Annotated in this window: 14 protein-coding genes, 1 pseudogene and 1 riboswitch; of the genes and pseudogenes, 13 read left to right on the top strand and 2 right to left on the bottom strand. The window is 28.5% G+C overall.

The features are described 5' to 3' along the window. Window positions 1-2 precede the first annotated feature (2 nt). Window positions 3-160: riboswitch (M-box (ykoK) riboswitch) on the top strand. 92 nt (window positions 161-252) lie between these two features. The 7 genes from J1C67_RS16910 to J1C67_RS16880 all read left to right on the top strand — a co-directional run bounded on the left by J1C67_RS16910 (window position 253) and on the right by J1C67_RS16880 (window position 7,707). Then, entirely contained in the window at window positions 253-408 is a 156-nt protein-coding gene (locus J1C67_RS16910; RefSeq protein WP_167865572.1) for a hypothetical protein, read from the top strand. Between the two features lie 128 nt (window positions 409-536). Then, the gene (gene mgtA, locus J1C67_RS16905; protein ID WP_167865573.1) at window positions 537-3,248 is read left to right on the top strand and encodes a magnesium-translocating P-type ATPase; all 2,712 of its coding nucleotides are present in this window, start codon (window positions 537-539) and stop codon (window positions 3,246-3,248) included. 195 nt (window positions 3,249-3,443) lie between these two features. Beyond that, on the top strand, window positions 3,444-4,199 hold the full coding sequence (locus J1C67_RS16900; protein ID WP_167865574.1) for a YoaP domain-containing protein: 756 nt from the start codon (window positions 3,444-3,446) through the stop codon (window positions 4,197-4,199). An 87-nt stretch (window positions 4,200-4,286) separates the two neighbouring features. Beyond that, the gene (locus tag J1C67_RS16895) at window positions 4,287-5,042 is read left to right on the top strand and encodes a hypothetical protein (RefSeq protein ID WP_167865575.1); all 756 of its coding nucleotides are present in this window, start codon (window positions 4,287-4,289) and stop codon (window positions 5,040-5,042) included. A 21-nt stretch (window positions 5,043-5,063) separates the two neighbouring features. Next, window positions 5,064-5,690 (top strand): cyclase family protein, encoded by a 627-nt coding sequence (locus tag J1C67_RS16890; RefSeq protein WP_167865576.1) that lies wholly within the window; start codon window positions 5,064-5,066, stop codon window positions 5,688-5,690. Window positions 5,691-5,837: 147 nt separating this feature from the next. Next, the gene (locus J1C67_RS16885) at window positions 5,838-6,767 is read left to right on the top strand and encodes a DMT family transporter (RefSeq protein ID WP_167865577.1); all 930 of its coding nucleotides are present in this window, start codon (window positions 5,838-5,840) and stop codon (window positions 6,765-6,767) included. A gap of 241 nt (window positions 6,768-7,008) precedes the next feature. Continuing rightward, on the top strand, window positions 7,009-7,707 hold the full coding sequence (locus tag J1C67_RS16880) for a TraX family protein (RefSeq protein ID WP_167865578.1): 699 nt from the start codon (window positions 7,009-7,011) through the stop codon (window positions 7,705-7,707). 302 nt (window positions 7,708-8,009) lie between these two features. Here the strand turns inward: J1C67_RS16880 and J1C67_RS16875 are convergent, their stop codons facing one another. Next, window positions 8,010-8,159 carry a hypothetical protein gene (locus J1C67_RS16875; RefSeq protein ID WP_167865579.1) on the bottom strand — a complete coding sequence of 50 codons (150 nt, stop codon included), beginning with the start codon at window positions 8,157-8,159 and terminating at the stop codon, window positions 8,010-8,012. Between the two features lie 352 nt (window positions 8,160-8,511). Beyond that, a pseudogene (locus J1C67_RS16870) lies at window positions 8,512-9,120 on the bottom strand (DUF1847 domain-containing protein). 361 nt (window positions 9,121-9,481) lie between these two features. Here J1C67_RS16870 and J1C67_RS16865 point away from each other — a divergent pair. From J1C67_RS16865 to J1C67_RS16840, 6 genes are all read left to right on the top strand, one after another. Then, on the top strand, window positions 9,482-9,718 hold the full coding sequence (locus J1C67_RS16865) for a PadR family transcriptional regulator (RefSeq protein WP_423738881.1): 237 nt from the start codon (window positions 9,482-9,484) through the stop codon (window positions 9,716-9,718). A 97-nt stretch (window positions 9,719-9,815) separates the two neighbouring features. Then, window positions 9,816-10,286 (top strand): GNAT family N-acetyltransferase, encoded by a 471-nt coding sequence (locus tag J1C67_RS16860; RefSeq protein ID WP_167865580.1) that lies wholly within the window; start codon window positions 9,816-9,818, stop codon window positions 10,284-10,286. Between the two features lie 208 nt (window positions 10,287-10,494). Further along, window positions 10,495-11,985 (top strand): TIGR02677 family protein, encoded by a 1,491-nt coding sequence (locus J1C67_RS16855; RefSeq protein WP_167865581.1) that lies wholly within the window; start codon window positions 10,495-10,497, stop codon window positions 11,983-11,985. Between the two features lie 19 nt (window positions 11,986-12,004). Beyond that, the gene (locus J1C67_RS16850) at window positions 12,005-13,141 is read left to right on the top strand and encodes a TIGR02678 family protein (protein ID WP_167865582.1); all 1,137 of its coding nucleotides are present in this window, start codon (window positions 12,005-12,007) and stop codon (window positions 13,139-13,141) included. Continuing rightward, on the top strand, window positions 13,134-16,715 hold the full coding sequence (locus J1C67_RS16845; RefSeq protein WP_167865583.1) for an SbcC/MukB-like Walker B domain-containing protein: 3,582 nt from the start codon (window positions 13,134-13,136) through the stop codon (window positions 16,713-16,715). Before J1C67_RS16850 ends, J1C67_RS16845 begins: the two co-directional genes overlap by 8 nt. Window positions 16,716-17,020: 305 nt before the next feature. Beyond that, window positions 17,021-22,594, top strand: coding sequence for a S8 family serine peptidase (locus J1C67_RS16840; RefSeq protein ID WP_342356956.1), 5,574 nt, complete (start codon window positions 17,021-17,023; stop codon window positions 22,592-22,594). Window positions 22,595-22,951: the final 357 nt, after the last annotated feature.

The raw sequence follows: 22,951 nt of genomic DNA, 5'->3' as shown, positions 1-22,951 counted from the left end.
TAAATAATTTTCGGTAGGTGAGGTTACCTTAGGGATACAGGTTGCTACCGCGAAATAATGGAGACATTATTAGTAGGTTAGCAGGATACGTCGAATACAAGGCGTATTTTAATGCAATTATATTGCCCTAAGATGCTAAAGCTTGAACGGGTATATTATTAAATAAAGACAATTAATAATTTGTTTTTTCATCCTCGTTGAGCTTAGCCAATGAGGATTTTTAATTTAAAAAAATAAGTGAGGTGAAAACAAGTGGAATCAGAAAGTAGTAGTGATATGGGAACAGATGGATTTGACTTAAAAAGGTTATATTTTCATAAGAAATCAAAAACAATAAAAGTAGAGATGGGAAAAAATAATAGTTTCCTAAAATTATTACTTACTACTTTGCTTGTTTACGATGCCTAAAGATATAGACCTATAAGAGTTTTTCAATTATGCTACCTGTTTGCTATATAAATTTATAGTAAACAGGTTTTTTTTATTGTCATTTGTTCCTATATACTCAAAAATTAAATTTTGAGGAGGGAATAATAATGAAATTATTATTAAGAAAAAATAAGAATATTAACTCAATACAAGAAAAGGAAATTAAGAGAAAGAAACTAGAGGCTAAATTAATAGAGTATGCAACAATAAACAAAAATGATTTGTTTAAAAACTTAAAATCAAGAGATGAAGGATTAACTTATAATGAAGTAGAGATCAAGCTTGATGAATATGGAAATAATGAAATAAGTTATGGTAATGAAAATTCTTGGTATAAAAGAGCAATAGATGCTTTTATAAATCCATTTACAGTAGTACTTTTTCTATTATCACTAGTATCTTTCATAACTGATTATGTAATGTCATTACCAGAGGATAAAAATTTAACAACAGTAATTATAATATCTATTATGGTTACAATCAGTGGAGCATTGAGATTTATACAAGAGGGAAAATCAAATAATGCAGGTAAAAAGCTTAAGGCTATGATAAAAACAACAGCAACCGTAGCACGTAATAACATTGATATAGAAATAGCAATTGAAGATATTGTGCCAGGAGATATTATAAAATTAAATGCAGGAGATATGATACCAGCAGATGCTAGAATTATATTTGCAAAGGATTTGTTTGTAAGCCAATCAGCTATGACAGGAGAATCTGAAGCAGTTGAAAAATTTGCAAACCAAAAATATAATGAAATTAAATCATATAAATCTAGCTATCTTGAATATGAAAACTTAGCATATATGGGAACTAATATAATAAGTGGAACTGCTATAGCTATAGTTTTATTAACCGGAAATGATACTTGTCTCGGAAGTATAGCAGATGCAGTAACCCAAAAAAGGGAATCAACAAGTTTTGATAAAGGAGTTAATTCAGTAAGCTTTTTATTAATTAAGTTTATGGCTATAATGGTTCCAATTGTGTTTGTAATTAATGGTATTACAAAGGGAAATTGGGCTAATGCATTTTTATTTGGAATATCAATTGCAGTTGGGCTAACTCCAGAAATGTTGCCGATGATAGTTACTACAAACCTTGCTAAAGGCGCTGTAGCAATGGCTAAATGCAAAACAATAGTAAAAAATTTAAATTCAATACAAAACTTAGGAGCTATGGATATTTTATGTACCGATAAAACAGGTACTCTTACAGAGGATAAAATTGTTTTGGAACGTCATTTAGATATACATGGAAATGAAGATATTAAAGTATTAAAACAGGGATATTTAGTAAGCTATTTTCAAACTGGACTTAATAATTTACTTGATGTTGCTATTTTAGAGCATGGTGAAAAAGAAGGATTTAAAGACTATCATAAAATATATGAAAAAATAGATGAAATACCATTTGATTTTACTCGTCGTAGAATGTCAGTGGTTTTAAATGATAAAAATAGTAAAACACAGTTAATTACAAAGGGTGCAGTTGAAGAGATGCTTGATATTTGTAGCTTTGCAGAATACAAAGGTGAAGTTAAATTGCTAACTAAAGAGGTTAAAAAAGAAATTCTTAAAACTGTAGATGAATTAAATGAAAGTGGAATGAGAGTTATAGCAGTGGCACAAAAAAACAAAATATCAACACAAGAAGTGTTTTCTGTTAAGGATGAATGCAATATGGTGCTTATGGGATATATCGGGTTCTTAGATCCACCAAAATCTTCAGCAAAAGAAGCAATAGCAGCGTTGAAGGAATATGGTGTAAGTGTAAAAGTACTTACAGGAGATAATGAAAAAGTAACAAAATATGTATGCGAAAGTGTTGGAATCCGTCCTCAAAGCATACTTTTAGGTTCTAAAGTTGAGTTGTTAACAGATCAAGAACTAAAAGTTGAAGTAGAAAAAATAAATATATTTGCAAAATTATCACCTGAACAAAAAGCAAGAGTAGTATCAATGTTAAGAGAGAATGGACATGTTGTTGGCTTCATGGGAGACGGAATAAATGACGCCCCAGCAATGAAAAAAGCCGATGTTGGAATTTCAGTTGATACAGCCGTAGATATTGCAAAAGAATCTGCAGATATTATATTATTAGAAAAAGATTTAATGGTTCTTGAAAAAGGAATTGTTGAAGGTCGTAAGACCTTTGCTAATATTATTAAATATATTAAAATGACAGCAAGTTCTAATTTTGGAAATATGTTTAGCGTTTTAGTTGCAAGTGCAGTACTTCCATTTTTACCTATGATACCTGTACAATTATTAGTATTAAATCTTATTTATGATATATCTTGCATATCAATTCCTTGGGATAATGTAGATGAAGAATTCCTTAAAGTCCCTAGAAAGTGGGATTCATCATCAATAGGGAGCTTTATGTTATGGATAGGACCAACTAGTTCAGTTTTCGATATTACTACATATATATTAATGTTCTTTGTTATTTGCCCAATAGTTTGTGGTGGTAGCTATGGAAATGTAAATGTTGATAAAACATTATTTATGATGGTATTTAACGCAGGATGGTTTGTTGAATCATTATGGACACAAACATTAGTTATTCATATGATTAGAAGTACCAAAAAGCCATTTATACAAAGCAGAGCATCAATGCCAGTAATAGTATTAACAAGTATTTCAATTCTAATAGGTACAATTATTCCATACACAGCTTTTGGGAAAACTTTAGGAATGTACCCTATGCCAGGGATATATTTCTTAATGTTATTTGCTACTATATTTGCCTATATGATTTTAGTTACGGTTGTTAAGAACAAATATGTGGAAAAGTATGGAGATTTATTATAGATAAATAAAATTATTAAATGATATAATATAAGTGTTTAGAGTTAATCCTAGTTATTAGTGATAAACGTTGGTATTATAAAATAACAACATTTATCGCTAATAAATAAGAAACTAGTAAACAGGTAATATTAATCCTAAAATTAAAAAAATTTATTACGAAGCAAAGACTATTTAGATAACATTGGGGGGAAAAAAATGAATATTATAACAGTTACAAAGGAAAATTTGGAGCAAGAACATATTTGCTGCGCTATTTCTAATAATAGTGATTGCCAAGTGAATGCAAAAAAATCCTGGTTAGCAGAACGTTTTGATGATGGCCTTGTTTTTAAAAAAGGAGATGTTCGTGGGAAATGTTTTATAGAGTACATACCTGCGGAAAAAGCATGGTGCCCAATTGAGGCTGATGGATATATGTTTATTAACTGCTTATGGATTTCAGGACAGTTTAAAGGCATGGGATATTCTAATATGTTTTTAGAGGAATGTGTAAAAGATAGCAAAGAAAAAGGCAAAGTAGGACTTGTGATGCTATCATCAAAAAAGAAAATGCCTTATTTATCGGACTCGAAGTATTTGAAATATAAAAACTTTGAAGTAGTTGATACTGTAGGTCCATACTACGAGTTAATGTGCTTGTCTTTTGATAAAAATGCAAAGAAGCCACACTTTAAGGAAACTGTAAAAGAGCTTAAAATTAGTGAGATGGGCTTTGTTCTATATTATGCATATCAATGTCCCTTTACTGCCAAATATGTTCCTCTTATTGATAAAATAGCAAAATCTAAAGGGATTCCTTTTAAAGCCATTCGGTTTGAAACTACAGACCAGGCACAAAATGCTCCTGCACCTTTTACTTCTTACAGCTTGTTCTATAATGGAGAATTTGTAACAAATGAAATTCTTTCAGAAAAAAAATTCAACAAAATAATTACTGAAAAAGGAATGTAATTACATGGTATATTCATAAATTATATTAAGGTACTTAAAAATGGTTTGTTATTTTTGAAGGTGCTTAATAAAAAGGGGTGGGTATAAATGAATGTAAAAAAAACAATGTTGGTAGTAATGTTAGTATCTTCAATGACTGTAGGGCTAATGGGGTGTTCGACTATTAATGACTTTGTTAATAATATTGAAAAGAAAAATGAGAAGACAGAAAAGATAGACGGGAATGATAAAGATACTAATGAAGGCACTGCCAAAGAGGAAAAGAAAAATGCAGATGATAATAAACCTGTAGCTGATAGTACTAAGGTTAGTAATAAAACTTTAAATATAGGGATGTTTGTACCAAATGGGAGTTATGAAGTTAAGTGTGAAGGCAGTGATGTTATATCAAATGATAACTTTATAAAAGGTGATGGCACATCATATCAAGTAGTTGGGACAACTGGGAAAGGACCTGTTATAAATGTTTATAGTATAAAAAATGGAGGTCTAAATAAGGTTTTCACAGGTGATTTAACAGATAAAGAAATGAAAGATATAGGAAAAATAAATTATTTAAGTAAAAATGATAAATCACAGGAATTATTGATTTTAAATGAGCCATTAAAAGTTGGAACTAAATGGGATAATAAAGAAATTGTTGAAGTAGGGGAAAATTTAAAATTAGATAAGGAAACATTAAAAGGTGCTTATATAAAAACATGGGAACAGGTAAAGAGTAATGGTAAAAAAACAGTAAAAGTATATTATTATTCAGAAGGTTTAGGTTGTGTTAAATATGATGTTTTATTAGATGGAGTATCTGTAGAAAAATCAACAGTAACATCAGTTACTAAAAAATAAAAGATAAAAAAGGTGGGTTTTATGGTTATTGATTTTACACACACTATAGATAATGGAATAACTTCATATACAGAGGATACAAAACCTAAAATAGAGCAAATAGCTACTATAGATAAAGATCATTATGAAGAAAGAAGTATAAATATTTTTACCCATACAGGAACACATATAGATTCACAAAGACATATGCTTAAAGAAGGGAAATATATTGATGAATATAAATTAGAAGATTTAATGGGACCAGCAGTTATCTTAGATTTTAGTAATATAAATGAAAAAGAAATAACTAAAAAAGACCTGCTTATACACATTGAAGAAATAAAAAAAGCAGAGTTTGTATTAATAAAGACGGGATGGCAAAAATATTGGTGCAGTGAAAAATACTTAACTAATTATCCCACATTAACAATTGAGGCAGCAGAATATTTATCAAGCTTTAACCTAAAAGGGGTTGGGGTAGATTGTATTTCTATTGGAAAATCAGAAGATGAAATGACTCTTCATAAAATATTTTTAGAAAAAGAAATTTTAATAATAGAAAACTTAAATTTAGAAAAAATAATTAATGGAATATTTAAGCTTATTGTAGCACCATTAAAAATAAAAAATAGTGATGGGGTACCAGTAAGAACATTTGGATTTATATAACTTTTGTTCATATTTAAAAAACAACAAGCCAATATACATCCTACATTGGTTTGTTGTTTTTAATTTAAACATAATATTATTTCATTTGATAAATTTAATTAGGCTTTTGTAAACTTAATTAAAAAATAACTAATAGGAGAAAGTGATATGGATAGAGAAAAATTTTATACTAATAGAAAAAACATTATGTTATTGGCAATATTATGCTGTGCTCTATGGGGGAGTGCGTATCCTTCAATAAAGGTTGGATATTCATTATTTAATATACCTTCAGATGATATAGCAACAAAATTAATATTTGCAGGATATAGATTTCTAATTGCGGGGATTTTTGTATTAATAGTTCAGGTAGTTGGAAAGAAAAAAATATTCGAGTTATCTAAAAAGCAAGCTTTGCAAGTAACCATATTAGGACTTGGGCAAACTACTCTTCAATATATATTTTTCTATATTGGTTTATCGTACACAACAGGAGTAAGAGGATCAATAATAAATGGAACATCAACATTTTTTAGTATAATAATAGCCCATTTTGTTTATAAGAATGATAAACTTAATTTCAATAAAATATTAGGATGCATTATAGGATTTCTTGGAGTTATAATTGTTAATTTTAATGGACAATCATTGCTAGATAGTTCTTTTAGCTTTCAGGGAGAAGGATTTATAATGATTGCAGCATTCCTACTTTCAAGCGCTGCTATATACGGTAAAGGAATTACTCAAAGGATAGATCCATCAATAGCGACAGGATACCAATTAACTATTGGTGGAGCTGTTTTAACTATTTTAGGATTTGTTTTAGGTGGACAACTAGTAGGGTTCACATTAACATCATCAATTTTATTAATTTACATGGCACTTTTATCATCAGTTGCTTTTGTAATTTGGGCACAACTGCTTAAATATAATAAAGTAGGGATAATAACAATATTTAATTTCTCAATACCAATCTTTGGAACATTACTATCAGCAATAATTTTAGGAGAAAATATATTTGATATTAAGATTTTAATAGCATTAATACTAGTGTGTATTGGGATATTCCTTGTTTATAGAGTTAAAGATAATAAATAGAACTAAAGTTGAATCAGGAATATTATTTATTTTATGATGACTTAAAGATATTTGATAAAATTCAATAAAGAATCAGGTTAGAATTAAAAAAAATTATGCTATTATTACAAAAATGTAATCTAACTGAAAGGTAAATAGATATGTGTTTTTAATGTAATAGAATAAAATTAGCATTGTAATAAGGTTATAGGAATAATAAAATTCCAAATGATCAATATGTTAATAGAGGAGAAGTTAAAAAATGAAAAAATTAAATTCATTTACGTTAAAAATAATAGCTATGATAACTATGTTGTTAGATCATGTTTATGCATATATAGGGGGAACTGGTATAGATGTACCTATATGGTTTGGATATTTAGGGAAAATTGCAGCACCTATATTTTTCTATTTAATAGTAGAAGGATTTTTCCATACTAAAAGTAAAGTGAAATATTTATCTAGATTAGCTAGCTTTGGAATTGTTATGATAGGGATAGATAAGATTATGGGAATAAGTAATAATATATTCTTATCACTTACTTTATCAGTACTTATGTTAATGGTTATAGATTATGCTAAAAAATCTAAAAAATCATATATATACATAATTGCAACCTTAGCTGTAGTTGCAATAGGTGCGGCATATATGTTTACAGAAGCGTCTATGTTTGGCTTAGGTATGACACTTATATTCTATTTCTTTAGAGATAAAAAAATAATAATGGCAATAGTTTATAGTTTATTTAGTTTAATGCCAGTGTTTGCATCTATAGGAACACCAAATTCTTATGCTCAACTTTTCTTATATGATTATCAATGGATGATGCTGTTTGCATTACCCTTAATACTTATGTATAACGGTAAATTAGGTTTGAAAAATACAATTACCAAATGGATGTTTTATATATTCTATCCAGCACATCTTATAACATTAGTATTAATAGGACGACTTTTATAAGAATAATTATGAGTAACTGTTAAGGTCTATTAATAAAATATACAAAAAGAGGTAATGAATCACTAATAACTATATTACCAGTAGCATTAGCTATGGGGTCATTAGGTATCTTAATGGCATATTTTACTATAAGAAATATAGAAAACGTAGATGTAAAGTAGAATATATAAAATTTATTTTGAAAAATCATAATGTGAATAATAAAAAATACAACCTAGCTATTTTATAAGCAAAGGTTGTATTTTTATTTGTATAGATAATGCTTAATTAAATGCAGTTAATTATAGTGGAAATATAAGTTTCTACCTAAATGAATCACTTTCTTTTCTACTATTGTTAGTATTATCATTTATAGTGTTAGAAGTATCAACATTATTAGCCAATTCAATATTTTGAATGTTTTCAATAGCTTTATTCATTTTAACATTCTTAGTTTTTTTATTTCTATTCATAAGTAATCTCCTTTCCATTTGTAATAATTATTATTTTATTAACAGTTATAGTTTCTGCAAATTTAGGGTGGATATGTATGGGAAAATTTTCTGGATCACGGAGGTGTTAGAGGGGAATGTTTACTTAAAGTTCCCTTTATTAATCCTGTACAAAAAAAAGGAACATACGCCCGAATAAATACAGAATAGAAATGTAAGTAAGGCAAATGGATAGAGTGGGTATGCAAGCAATGCTAATGCCTCGATGAATAATCCTATAGTTAATGATAACATTATCCCAAAACAAACTCCTATTTTATTTTTCAAATTTAATCCTCCTTAAAATTAATATAACTATTATAGTAGATACTTATCACTTTTTTTTAGGAAATAATTTATCTTTATAGTAAGCGTCTGCTTGATAAATTGCTGCTAAAGGGTTATGACATAAAACTCTATCTTTTACGGCAAATACAGTTACAGGTGCTACTGAATATTTTATAAATAAAGAATCATGACCAACACATAAACCTAAAATTATATTCAATTCTGTTTTAGCCTCATTTAAAAACATAGCTTGGCCTATAGGATTACACATTGGTACAGTTGATTCGTTAATATCAATAAATTCTTTAGGTATGCTCCCATTTTTGCATATAACTGAGTTTATATTAAATCCATTATATGAAAGAACCTTGCTTAAGGTTTTAGCTTCATTAGCTAATCCTATACAAAATGCAATCCCTATATTTTAAAATCCACATTTATTTGCAAAATCCATTGTTTCTTCTAAGCTTGTCTTTTGGCAATACCCGTCACTTACTACTAAAGCTGATGCTCTAGCAATATTTAAATTGCCTTTTTCATTATATAATTCTTTAATTTCCTCTGTTTTTTCATTAATACAAGGACAGTTTCTAGGAGCTCTATCAATATCACCACTATTACAAGCGTGTACAGAGCATAAAGCACAATTAAACATAATAATCCCTTCTTTCGTTTGTAATTTATAGAATAATACAATTTATATTACCTTACTTGTTAAAATAATACAATAAAATAAGTATAAAAGAAGCTAGCATAGGTGTAAAGAAAATATCTTAAACTTTGATTTTACACTTCAATATTGGATTATATATTTATTAAGTGAGTGCTTTATTCATAATAAAAAATACATTCACTACTTGACATATCTAAGTAGTGAATGCAAAATAATGTTACTACTATGAATAGCAAAGTAGGAGGGGATTATTATAGATGAATCACAACTGTTAAAGGGTATTTTAGAGGGATGTGTATTAAGTATTATTTCACATGAGGAGACTTATGGATATGAAATCTTAGTGGTATTAGAGAAGTATGGATTTAAAGATATTTATGAAGGTACATTATATCCCTTATTAAGTAGGTTGGAAAAAAAGAACTTAATAAGTTGTCGCATAGGTAAATCACCTTTAGGGCCAAAGCGTAAATACTATTCTATAACAGAGGACGGACAAAAATATTATGAAGATTTTAAAAGTGTTTTTCAAGAGATGACAATTAATACTAATAAGATAATTAATGCTAAAGAACTATAATTTTAGGGAGGGGTTTATATTAATAGTAATGTCATTTATAGAAGTATTGTTAATTGGAGTTGTAATTAAATCACCAACAAAAATGGAGGAGTAATATATGATAATAAGAGAAATACAGCAAAAAGATAATAAAGAAGTAGAGTTACTTATTAGAACATGTTTAATAGAATTCGGAGGTGATAAACCAGGTTGTGCTTGGACTGATCCAAATTTAGGCCAATTTTATGAGCTTTATCAAAATAAAGGATCAAAATACTTTGTTGTTGAAGAAAATAATAAAATAATAGCTGGCTGTGGAATTGGGCCACTAGAAAATTTAGAAAACATATGTGAACTACAGAAAATGTATTCATTAAAAGAAGTAAGAGGAAGAGGTATTGCAAATGAACTAATGGAAATTTCCTTAGAATTTGCAAAAAAACATTATAGTAAATGTTATTTAGAAACTTTTAGCAATATGATTAGAGCAAATAAGTTTTATAAAAAAAATGGATTTATAAAACTAGAAAAACCTTTAATTGAAACAGAACATTTTGCTTGTGATGTGTGGTACATTAAAACATTATAAGTTAAAGATAGAATAGATTTTATAGCCAGTGTAATTATTGAATTACGCTGGCTATTTTTAATAAAATCTAGGATGATTCATATTTAGATATAGACATTTTATATTTAGATATGAATCATTCTATATAATTAAAAATTGAAAAATATGTTATAATTAGATTAAATTAGATTAAATTAGATTAATTACAGAGTGGGTAAAGGAGCAACTAATGATTAGTACAAATGTTAGAAAAAGGCTAACAGAAGTAAACTATTTAAATACGGATAACACTTGGAGATATAGAAATATTATTAGAATAGCTTATATTAATTATGAAAAGATGAAGTATTGGCTATATGCTGAAGAAATATATGATGAAATAATAAATGTACAGGGTTTTAACAGCTACACATTGGATAATTTAAAAGGGGATTTAGAAGCATTAAAATCCTGGGGAAACTTTGCTGCAATTCAAGATACAAAAAGAACAACAACTATTGAAGAGTTTAAAAATAGGAAATTTAGATATCAAATTTCTTATGCAACAATAGAACTTGAAAGAACATTAATAAAGATTGAAGCTGCAAGTGATGGTATGAGAGGTTCTTTAGAAATATCCTTAATAGAAAGGTTTAGAGATACATTGAAAAAATTAGAAAAAATAGAAATTAATAATAATGGCAAAGATTTATTTAGTCTTTGGGAAATGTTAAATAGAGATTTTAAACATCTTAATGAAAATTATCAAGATTATATAAGTAAGTTTTTTAATCCTAAAACAGAGGAGTTATTAAAAACAACAGAATTTTTAATATATAAAGAGAGTTTTATAAAGTATTTAAGAGAATTTATAAAGGGAATACAAATTAACGTACCACAAATACAAAAAAGTATAGAAATATTAGAAGAAGATACAGAAAGATTAGATTTATGTATAAAAAAAATTGTTAAATATGAAAAAAATACAATAGCTTTAAATGCTGATTACAATGAAAATGCAAGGTATGAAATTAATGCGGGAAGATATATGAGTATGAAGGAATGGTTTGTAGCTATAAAAGGAAGAACTCCAATGGGAGAACAAATTTTAGAAAGTACAAACGGAATAATAAGAAAAATAACAAGATATGCTCTTCAAATAACTGAAATAAACTATGGGGGAGGAAATAGGCTAGTAGATTATAGAAAACTTGCGCAGATATTTAATAATACAAAGAATATTGAAGAGGCTCATAAACTCTCATCACTAGTATTTGGTGTTTTTAATACTCGTCATATAGTTTGTAACACAGAGAGAGAAACAGAGAGCATCAATAGTAGTATATTTGAGGAAAATCCAACAGTTGTGACTATTACGCCAAGCCGTAGAGATTATGGTAGAAAAACAGCAAGTACAGCTATAGTTAAAAATAAATCAGAAGAAAAAAATAAAAAGGGAATAGAGGTATTAGAAAAAAGAAAAAAAGAGGAAGAGTTAATAGAAAGTTATATAAAAGATAATAAATTAATTTTCAGAAATTTAGCAGGAATTTCTAAAGAAGAAAGAATAATATTTTTAACATGGTTATCTAAATCAATAAATGATAAATCAAATAGTTGGATAAGAAATGAATATGGAAAGTCATATAAAATAGTAAATTTAAAACCTAAAGATAATATAAAAATTAACTGTGAAGATGGAGATTTTACAATGCCAGATTACGAAATAGTTTTTAAATAGTTTTTTAATAGGAGTGAAGATGTTGGAGCTTATTGATTTAATAGAAAATTATATGATTATAAAAGAAAAAGATAGAGATTTATATTACTCTATAAAGGATAATGTAAGCTCATATAAAGATTTTATAAGTAATAACTTAGGTTATGATTTAATAATAAAAGATGAATTTATAAAACTAGAGAAAATCCCATCTTCACCAGAAAGTTGGATGGGAATTAGTGACTTTACGGATAAAAAAGAGTATATATTTTTTCTGAATATACTTATGTTCCTTGAGGATAAAAATAAAGAAGAGCAATTTATATTGTCAAACCTTACAGAGTATATAGAAAGCGCCTATGTGGATGAAAAAATTGATTGGACAGTGTTTTCAAATAGAAAATCACTTATAAAAGTAATGAAATTTTCATTAGATCTTGGATTAATTAAAAATAATGATGGGAATGAAGATGACTTTAGTAAAAGTAAGGCTGCAGAAGTTTTATATGAAAGTACAGGTATATCAAGGTACATGGTAAGGCGATTTTCTAAAGACTTAGATGAAATGGAAAATTATGAAGATTTACTTAATGAAACTTTTGGAGAATTATATAATGAAAGAGGGGTAATGAGAAAAAATAGAGTGTATAGAAAACTATTACTTTCACCAATAGTTTACAATAATATAGAAGAAGATAGTGATTATGAATATATTAAAAACTATAGAGCTCCAATTTGTAATGCATTTGAAAAAAACTTAGACTGGAATTTACATGTTCACAGAAATGGAGCAATGGTTGCACTTGGTGGATCATCGGGAGTAAATGACGTGTTTCCAAGTAAAAATGGAGATGGAGTAGTAACGCTATTTGTAAATAAAGAAATCAGAAGTTTAATAGAAGAAAAAAAATTAAATGTAACTATAGAGGACATAGTTATTATTTCAGTAGATGAATTTAAAGATTTAATAATAAATACAAGAAATAAATATGGAGATGGTTTTACTAAAGAATTTAGAGATTACAGTGAAGAAATAATAGTAAGTAAAATAAAAAAGTTTATGAAAAACTTTTCTATGATTAAAGAAGAAAAGGATAAGATTATACTATTGCCTTTAATAGCAAAAGTTATAGGGGAGTACCCAAAAGATTATAGGGAGAGGAAGAGTAATGAGTAGTAGATGGGTTGCAAATAAGTTCGGATTATTCAATTTTTGGTATTATGATGATCAAGAATATAAACTTGAAAATGGTAAGGTAATATTTAAAGGAACAAATGGAAGTGGAAAATCAGTAACAACTCAAAGCTTTATTCCTTTATTATTAGATGGAGATAAAAGACCTAACAGAATAGATCCATTTGGTACAAAATCGAGAAGAATAGAAGATTATATACTTATGGAAGATGGTGAAGAGGATAGAATTTCATATCTTTATATGGAGTTTAAAAAACCAGAATCAAAAACTTATATAACTATAGGAATTGGATTTAGAGCAAGAAAAGGGAAAAAATTAGAAAGCTGGCATTTTATATTAAAAGATGGTAGAAGAATAAATAAAGATTTTAAATTATATGAATTTTCAGGAGAAAAGATTCCATTAAATCAAAAGAAGTTTGAAAATAGATTAGGTGAAGGTAACGTATTTACCTTAAGTCAAAAAGAATATATGAATAAGGTAAATGAACATCTTTTTGGATATTCTGATATTGAAAATTATAAAGAACTATTAAATCTTTTAATAGAGCTAAGGAGCCCTAAGCTATCAAAGGATTTTAAACCAACTAAGATATATGGAATATTAAATAAATCACTAAATACCCTTTCAGAGGATGATCTTAGAGATATATCAGAAGCTATGGACAATATGGACAGCCTAAATAATAATCTAGAAGAATTAGATAAAAGTTTAAGAAGTGCGGAAAAAATTTATAATGCATTTTCAAAGTATAATAAAACAATTATATATAAAAAAGGACTAGATTATAATAGATGCAGATTAAGAGTGAAAAATGAAGCTGATAGTATTGATAAATTATATAAAGAAAATAGTGCGGCAGAAATTTTAAAAGAAGTTAGTAAAGAAGAGATTAAAGAATTAAAGTTAATATTACAGGATGCAAAGATAAAGAGAAAAGCATTAGAAAATCATAAAGGATTTAAAATATCTGAAAAATTAGTCGAATTAAAAAATGAAAATAATGAAGTTATTAATTTGTTAGAAAATAAGAAAAAAATTGAAGAGGATAAGTTAGATAAAAAAAGAAAAAATAAAGGTGAAATAGAGGGAAAAGAACTTAAAATATATAATATAGAGAAGGTGATAAAGGGTTTATTAGATGATGAAGAATATTATAGAGAAAAAAGTTATTATGAGTCTATAGTAAATATTAAAAATGAAATAAGCCTTAAAGAAGATTGTAGTTTGGATTTAGTATTAGAAAATGCAAGATCTTATGAAGACTTAATAGGGACTATATATAAGCTAATTATAAAACTTAGCGAAGCTAAAAAAGAATTAGATAAAATATTTTTACTAGAACATAAAAATAAAAGAGAAGTTAAGGAACTAGATAGAAAATTAAATGAGGGCATAGAGCTGTTAACAACTTCTAAAATAGAGTATATAGAAAAAATAAATAGATATTTGGACAAGTGTAAAGAACTAAAAATAAAGGATAAGGAGCTAAATGAATTATTTAGAACTATACATAAAGTAGAAGAAATTTATGAAGCAAATAAAATAGAGTTTATTATAAAGGGACTAGCTGAAGAAAAATTAATGAAATTAAAAGATGAAAATATAAAGTTAGATAATAAAAATGAAAGTAAAGATAATGAGATAAAAGAATTAGAAAATGAAATTATAAAACTTGAAAATAATAAAGAATCTATTGAAGAAGAGGAAAATGTAAAAAATCTTAAAAAAGAGAAACTGTTAATAACTCAAAGTATAACTCATATAGAACTATCTATTTTTACAATAACAAATGAAATTGATAATTTTCCAAAAGTGAATGATATAGAAACAAGTATAACATTAATTGATGAAGCTAAAAGAAAGTTAAAAGATGGAGAAAGTTTGTTGAAGATTATAAGAGATCAATTATTTGAAAAAGAAAGAGATAAAGAAAAATTAGATAGTAGGATAATTGAAGAAGGCGAATATATTAAGATTCCTAAAAATTTAGAGGCTTTTGAAGAAGCGGTAGAGTCAATTAAATTATATATAGAAGCAATAAATAATTTAAAACATAACCATAATAATAAAAGCCATATAGAAAAAGAAATTAAAAGTACTAAAGATATTATAGAAGATATAAATTTTGATATAGATATTATTATTAGTGAAATACATGGATTAAAGGGAAAAAGAGAAAAAATAAGTGCAGAAATACAATCTTTAGAAGAAATACTTAAAAGCTTAAATTTAGGTAAGACTAAAGAAGAATTAAATAGTGTTATACACATAACCGAAAACTATCCAGATGCAATAGAGGTTTCGAGAGAATCATATATAAGAAATAAAGCTAAAATAGAGGTTATACAAAAAGATATAATTAAATCTAAGGATAAGCTTGAAAAAGAAAAAAATATATTTAAATATTATAAAAAGATTTTAAATGATGAGATATCTCTAGGGTATATTGAAGAAATAAGAGATTTAAATGAAGAAGAGGCTGCAATTAAGATTTTAGAATCTGAGGGACAAGGACTTATAGAAAAGAAAGATCGTATAGTATCTAAACTATTTGAAACTATATCACAATATGGTTCGGAATTAGTTGAATATAATTTGAAAAAGGAAGACATATTTTTAGATTATACTAAAACAGAAGATGAAGAAATAAATGAAATCTTAAGTGGTGGAATAAGAATAGATTTAATGTTTAAGATAAACAGAAGAAATATTAAGTTAATAGATTTAATAAATCATTTAGTTAGGTCAATAGAAGACCAAAAATTATTAATAAGCGATAAAGAAAGAGAAATTTTTGAAGATACGCTTATAAATACATTAAGCTCTAAAATAAGTGCTAAAATTTATAATGCTAATAAGTGGGTAAAGCAAATAAATACATTAATGAGTTCTATGGATACATCTAATGGGTTAAAGCTTGATTTAAAATGGATAGCAAAAAAATCAGAAAACATAGGGGAACTAGGTTCAAAGGAATTAACTAAGATAATAGGTAACCCACAATTTATGGATGCAGATGAAAGAGAAAAGTTATCTAATCATTTCAAGGAAAGTCTTAAAAAGGCAAAAAAGTTAGCAAATGATGAGGATATAAATAAGAGCTATCAAGCTATTATTAAGGAAGTTTTAGATTATAGAGAATGGTATGAATTTAGATTGTCATATAGTAACAATAAAAGTTCTAAATTAAATGAGTTAACAGATAATGAATTTTTCAAATTATCAGGTGGAGAAAAAGCTATGGCAATGTATATCCCATTATTTGCAGCAATAAATGCAAGATATAATGCTGCTGATAAAAAGGATTGTCCAAGAATTATAGCTTTAGATGAAGCATTTGCAGGGGTTGATGAACAAAACATAAATACTATGTTTACACTTTTAGAAGGGTTAGATTTAGATTATGTATTAAACTCTCAAGTTTTATGGGGAACATATGAAAGTGTAAAATCTCTGATTATTTATGAACTTATAAGGCAAGGGGATGATGTTATACTACCAATAAAATACAAATGGAATGGGAAAGTTAAAAGTATAGAAGGCATAGAATGAAATATCTAATACAACCACAATTTATGGGCTTAAGGCATATAAAGAAATAAAAAATTGTATTATTAAGGAAAAATATTCAGCTTATCAAGAGTTATTAATAAAAGATTATATAGATTTTATAATAATAAATATGTAAAAGATATAATTGAAAAATAATAGAAGTCATGTAGAAATACATGGCTTTATTTTTTTACTTAATTTTTGATTTAGTGGTATGTGATTAATATTTAATTAAGAATTGAGAAATAAATTTTAAGAAATTAACAAATTATAAATTTAAATGGTTTTTATTAAAGAATATTTGAATAACCTATTATATAGCAATACATTTTCAGGGGGAGATTAACATAGAAAGTAACAAGTTTGACGCTAAATTGAACTTATTAAATAAAATACCAGAACAGTTACTATATAAGGTGGTTCCTTTATCACAAAATGAAAAAATTAATAAAGGAAATATAGAAATAGTAGTTTTGTTTGGAAACAATTTAGATAAAGTTACAAGGTCTGTTGAGGCAATAGGTGGAACATTTGAAAATTTAGGTTATGGATTTGGTATTGTTACTGTAAAGTCTGAAGATATTCGTAAAATATCAGAGCTACAAGGAGTACAGTATGTAGAGTTACCTAAGGTTTTATTTACTTCTGATCTTGAAAGTAATAAGGCTAGTTGCGTTCCAAATGCTTGGGATAGGTATGGGCTTACTGGAGAGGGAGTATTAGTTGGATTTATTGATACTGGTATAGATTATACGCATCCTGCATTTAGAGATGAGAATGGAAATACAAGAATTGATTTTATTTATGATTTGGCTGAGGATAGAAAGGTTTATGATAAGGCTCAAATAAATGAAGCTTTAAAAGCACCAGACCCATATGCAATTGTAAATGTAAGAGACCCACTAGACCATGGGACACATGTAGCTGGAATAGCTTGTGCAGGTGGGAACATACCTAAGCAAAATTATGGAGTAGCCTTTAAAAGTTCTATTGCAATGGTAAAGACTACTAGATACGGTTTTTTAAATTTTGCTTTAAGTACTCAGATTATGAGAGGAATAAAATTTTTAGTAGATAAGTCAAATGAAATGAATAAACCACTTGCTATAAACATTAGTTTAAGTACTAATGATGGGGCACATAATGGTACAAGTCTTTTAGAACAATATATAGAAACTATATGTAGGCTTGAGAGAGTGGCAATAGTTATTGCAGCAGGTAATGAAGGTGACGCAGCTCACCATGTAGGTGGTGAATTAAGCGATATTAATGTGATTCCTTTAAGTGTATCTGATTCTGAAATGGCACTATCGCTTCAATTATATAAACCTCTTTTAGTTGATATATCCATTGAGATAGAAAATCCCTTAGGCGAAAAAAGTGGAGAAATAGTAATACGTAATGGATACAGAGAACTTAACATAGGTGTTGATAAATGTCTTATTTATAATACAGGGCCTAAGCCCTTTGACATAAATGGTGAAATATCTATAAGTCTTTTGCCTGGATTACAGTACTTACCCAGTGGTGAATGGAAAGTAACTTTAAAAGTTCTTAATAAATATAGGGGAATATATGATATATGGCTGCCTATTACAGAAGCAATTAATGAAAAAACAAGGTTTCTTAAACCTGATGTATATAATACCTTAGGAATACCAGCTACAGTACAAAGTGCAATTTCAGTGGGCAGTTATAATAATATGACAAATACTTTTTCCTCGTTTTCAGGAAGGGGGAAGATCTATAGAACTTCCTTTGAAAAACCAGATATAGTAGCTCCGGGAGAAGATATATTATCAACAGTCTCAAATAGGGGGTTTGATACTAAAACAGGAACTTCAATGGCATCGCCTAATGTAGCAGGAATATGTGCATTACTTTTAGAGTGGGGAATAGTTAAGGGTAATGATCCTTTCCTTTATGGAGAGCGACTTAAGTATTATCTTTCAAAAGGTGCAAAAAGAGATAGGTTAGAGATACCATATCCAGATCCTAGATGGGGATATGGAACTGTTTGTGCATATGATTCATTAAATTTACTGCAATTAGCTAATGTTAGAGGTCAAAGTAGATTAGAAGAAAATATGACAGATGAGGAGTTTTTTACATTAATAGATACGGTATTTAGCCCTATAGAATATATAGGAGATATTGCCGGTGCTGTAAGTAAAATTCCAAATGCCCGTATTTTTATTGCAGATAAAACTCGTGCAATATTAGCAGTTAGGGGAGATGTACAGGAAGTAATTGATAAACTTTTTGATGTAATTGTTTATGTAAATCCTAGTGGATTGTATACTTTGTGTGATATTTCACCAGTGGAGGCCTCTGGGGCAACCACATTTCATAACAGTACTTACTTACCATTGGATGGACTAGGAGTTACGGTAGGTATAATTGACACTGGTATAGACTATTTAAATGAGGAGTTTATTAATGAAGATAACACATCAAGAATTTTAACTATTTGGGATCAAACTATTCCTAGTGCAAAAAGACGAGAAGATTTGTTTGGAGGCACTGAGTACACTAGGGAAGAAATAAATAGTGCTATTAAAGCTAAGATGGATGGACAGGATCCTTATGCAATAATACCATCAAAGGATGAAGTAGGGCATGGTACTAGTATGGCAGGAATTGTAGGGGCCAGAGGTGTAAATCCTGAAGTCATAGGAGTAGCACCAAGATGCAATTTTGCTATTGTAAAGTTAGGACCTAGACCAGAGGTTTTAAATGATTATTTCGGTGTTTATGGCGATGCACCTACCTTCTCAACTTCGGTTGTATTTTTAGGTATTAAGTATTTATACGATTTAGCACGCAGGTTAAAAATACCTATGGTAATACTGGTACCCTTAGGTGCAAGTAGAGGTGGTCGAAACGGGCTATCACTTACTGAGAGATATATAGATGAAATTTCAAGAGCTGTAGGAATAACTGTAGTTGTGCCAATAGGGAATGAAGGAGATTCAGATAATCATTCCTCTGGAACCATGGTTAACGAAGATGATACTCAGAATATTGAACTTAAAATAGATAAAAACCAAAAAAATATAAATTTTGAAATATGGATTAGTAAACCAGATAAATTTGCACTATCAATTATTTCTCCTTCTGGAGAAATAATTGATAGGATACCACCTAGCGTTAATAAAATAACAGAAATTAAATTTATATATGAAGGTACTATAATATATGTAGAATACTTTATACCCGAAGTATTAACTGGTGATGAGAAAATTACAATTAATGCTAGAAATATAAAGGAAGGAATATGGATATTTAAGCTTATAGGAGAATTGGTCGTAACAGGCAGGTATGATGCTTATTTAATTCAAAGAGATTTACTAGCTCCTGGTACAAGATTTTTAAATCCAGATCCATATGTAACACTAACTATTCCAGCATCCTCCTCATATGCTATATCTGTTGGATATTATAATCAAAATAATAATTCTAATGTAAGAGAATCAAGTAGAGGATATACAAGAGATAATAGAATTAAACCAGATGTAGTAGCAGGCGGAGTAAATGCTTTAGTGACTGCGGTAGGCTCTGGAACACAAGTTGTCAGTGGGTCTAGTGTGGCAGCTGCGGTTGTAGCTGGATGCTCAGCACTTATATTTCAGTGGGGAATTATTGATGGAAATGACACAAGTTTATATTCCACAAAAGTTAAAACCTATTTGATAGGAGGAACATCGAAAAGGGAAGGTGACATATATCCTAATCCACAGTGGGGATATGGAGCAGTTGATATGAAGGGTGTCTTTAATAATATTAGATTAAAACCATCTAAGGGTAGAAGTGATTGGAGATTAGAAGAAAATGTAGAAAATATTCCAGGCGCGGAGGTTTTTGAAATACCGAAAAATATTTCTGCAACTATAGAATATCAAGGAGATATTGAAAGCGCTATAAAAAAAGTTCCAAATGCCCGTGTTTTTATTATTGATGAAAAGCGTGCAATAGTAGTAGCTGAAGAAAATCTACAGGAAGTACTTGATAAACTTTCTGATGTAATTGTTCAGGTAATTCCGGATCTTACAGATAAAGAGTTTGTTGTATTACCAGAGAGTACTTTTGCTACAATAGAATATCAAAAAGATATTGTGAGCGCTGTAAAAGAAATTCCAAATGCCCGTGTTGTTATTGTTGATAAAAAGCGCGCAATATTAGTAGTTATAGGAAGTATACAGGATATACAGGAAGTACTTGATAAACTTTCTGATGTAATTATTTATGCAGTTCCTACTGTATTGCATACGTTATGTGATATTTCACCATTAGATGCATCGGGAGCAAGTACGTTTCATAATAGTATTTATCTGCCACTAGACGGATCGGGAGTTACTGTAGGAATAGTTGATAGTGGAATAGATTATTTAAATGAGGAGTTTATTAATGAGGATGGCACCTCAAGAATTTTATCTATTTGGGATGAGGAGATTAGTACAGGCAAAAGCCCAGAAGGACAGTTCGGAGGCAGTGAGTACACTAGAGAAGAAATAAATAACGCAATTAAAGCTAAAAGTGAGGGGAAGGATCCTTATGAGATAGTACCATCGAAGGATATAATTGGACATGGTACTAGTATGGCATCAATTATAGGAGCGAGAGGTGTAAATCCAGAAGTTATAGGAGTAGCACCAAAATGTAATTTTGCTATTGTAAAGTTAATATCTGCACCATTAACAGTAAGAGATGATTTTGGAATGTACGGAAATGTAACTACTTATTCAACTTCAGCTGTATTTTCAGGTATTAAGTATTTATACGATTTAGCCCGCAGGTTAAAAATACCAATGGTAATACTTGTACCTCTAGGTTCAAATATGGGCCCTCATAATGGATTATCCTTTATTGAGAGATATATAGACGAGATTTCAAAGGTAAGTGGAATAACTGTAGTTGTGCCAATAGGAAATCAAGGAGATTCAGACACTCATACCTCTGGAGCCATAGCTAAGGTAGGAAATACTATGGATATTGAGCTTAAAATAGATGAAAATCAAAAAAATATAAAATTTGAAATATGGGTTAGTAAACCGGATAAATTTGCACTATCAATTGTTTCTCCTTCTGGAGAAATAATCCAAAGAATACCATCTACAACTGAAAAAATAACAGAAATTAAATTTCTATATGAAAGCACTATAATATATGTACAATACTTTATGCCTGAAGTATCAACAGGTGAGGAACTAATTACAATTAAAGCTAGAAATATAAAGGAAGGAATTTGGGTATTTAAGCTTATAGGAGAATTGGTTATAACAGGAAGGTATGATGCTTATTTAATTCAAAGAGAATTACTAGCTCCTGGCACAAGATTTTTAAGACCAGATCCGTATGTAACCTTAACTATTCCATCATCATCATCATATGCTATATCTGTTGGATATTATAATCAAAATAATAATTCTAATGTAATAGAATCAGGTAGAGGATATACAAGAGATGATAGAGTTAAACCAGATGTAGTAGCAGGAGGAGTAAATGCCTTAGTAACTACGGTAGGTTCTGGAACACAAGTTATCAGTGGATCTAGTGTAGCGGCGGCAGTGGTAGCTGGATGCTGTGCACTTATATTTCAGTGGGGAATTATTGATGGAAATGACACAAGTTTATATTCCACAAAAGTTAAAACTTATTTGATAGGAGGGACATCAAAAAGGGAAGGTGACATATATCCAAATCCACAGTGGGGATATGGAGCAGTTGATATGAAGGGTGTCTTTAATAATATTAGATTAAAAACTAATGAGCTTAGTGAACACGATATATTTATGAAAAAACCAATAGATGAAAATGAATATTATGTTGGTAGTTTATTCATAAGATTACCTATAGGATACTTAAAAATATTTAATTGAAGGAGGGACTGATATAAAAAATAATAAAATTAATATAAAACCATCTAATGGGACACAGGATTGGATATTAGAAGAGAATATAAAAAAAATTCCGGAGACGGAGGCTTTTGAAATACCTCAAAATATTTCTGCGACTATAGAATATAAAGGAGATATTAAAAATGCTATAAAACAAGTTCCAAATGCCCGTGTTTTTATTATTGATGAAAAGCGTGCAATAGTAGTAGCTGAAGAAAATCTACAGGAAGCACTTGGTAAACTTTCTGATGTAATTGTTCAGGTAATTCCAAACCTTACAGATGAAGAGTTTGTTGTATTACCAGAGAGTACTTTTGCTACAATAGAATATCAAAAAGA

The organism is Clostridium gasigenes (genome assembly GCF_017348895.1).
GTDB lineage: Bacteria > Bacillota > Clostridia > Clostridiales > Clostridiaceae > Clostridium > Clostridium gasigenes.
Note: the sequence above shows the minus strand (reverse complement) of the source record. Positions and strands in the feature narration are given on the sequence as shown.

Coding starts and splice junctions, on each gene's coding strand:
- mgtA (WP_167865573.1), top strand. CDS start 537: ATGAAATTATTATTAAGAAAAAATAAGAATATTAACTCAATACAAGAA.
- J1C67_RS16900 (WP_167865574.1), top strand. CDS start 3,444: ATGAATATTATAACAGTTACAAAGGAAAATTTGGAGCAAGAACATATT.
- J1C67_RS16895 (WP_167865575.1), top strand. CDS start 4,287: ATGAATGTAAAAAAAACAATGTTGGTAGTAATGTTAGTATCTTCAATG.
- J1C67_RS16890 (WP_167865576.1), top strand. CDS start 5,064: ATGGTTATTGATTTTACACACACTATAGATAATGGAATAACTTCATAT.
- J1C67_RS16885 (WP_167865577.1), top strand. CDS start 5,838: ATGGATAGAGAAAAATTTTATACTAATAGAAAAAACATTATGTTATTG.
- J1C67_RS16880 (WP_167865578.1), top strand. CDS start 7,009: ATGAAAAAATTAAATTCATTTACGTTAAAAATAATAGCTATGATAACT.
- J1C67_RS16875 (WP_167865579.1), bottom strand. CDS start 8,159: ATGAATAGAAATAAAAAAACTAAGAATGTTAAAATGAATAAAGCTATT.
- J1C67_RS16860 (WP_167865580.1), top strand. CDS start 9,816: ATGATAATAAGAGAAATACAGCAAAAAGATAATAAAGAAGTAGAGTTA.
- J1C67_RS16855 (WP_167865581.1), top strand. CDS start 10,495: ATGATTAGTACAAATGTTAGAAAAAGGCTAACAGAAGTAAACTATTTA.
- J1C67_RS16850 (WP_167865582.1), top strand. CDS start 12,005: ATGTTGGAGCTTATTGATTTAATAGAAAATTATATGATTATAAAAGAA.
- J1C67_RS16845 (WP_167865583.1), top strand. CDS start 13,134: ATGAGTAGTAGATGGGTTGCAAATAAGTTCGGATTATTCAATTTTTGG.